This window comes from Brevibacterium permense (genome assembly GCF_025506275.1).
GTDB classification, from domain to species: Bacteria; Actinomycetota; Actinomycetes; order Actinomycetales; family Brevibacteriaceae; genus Brevibacterium; species Brevibacterium permense_A.
Genome location: NZ_QYCP01000004.1, coordinates 1 through 381 on the forward strand (window position 1 = coordinate 1; position 381 = coordinate 381).

Genomic DNA, 381 nt, shown 5'->3' on the forward strand with positions numbered 1-381 from the left:
GGGTCTTGTCGGAGTGGCTGGCCCCGGAGCCGGTGCACCGGGGCGGAGACTGGTGGTCAGGCCGGGTGTGGTGGATCCGGCAGGCCGGCGGCGACCGCGGCGAACGACTCGTCCACGAAGTCGCGCAGGGTCCGGCTGTCGTCGTCGGCGGCCCAGCGCAGCATCGCGGTGCGGAAGGTCGCGCCGGCCACAGCGGTGACCAGCGCCGGGTGGCCGTGGTCGGGATCGACGCCGAGGCGGGCGGCGATGGTCGTGATCATGGCCCGCTCGGTCTCGATGTTCCCCGCCATCAGCCGGGGCAGCAGCGCGGGGTTCTGGGCGATGACCGCCAACCGCAGTCGCCACAACTCCCGGTCGGCCTGCATCGTGTCGACCGCCTCG

The 381-nt window shown here is 73.8% G+C and carries 1 protein-coding gene; it reads right to left on the minus strand.

The window, feature by feature from the left end:
• Nucleotides 1-56: 56 nt before the first annotated feature.
• A partial coding sequence (locus D3I60_RS01300) for an acyl-CoA-like ligand-binding transcription factor (RefSeq protein WP_440588546.1) occupies nt 57-381 on the minus strand: 325 nt, incomplete at its 5' end.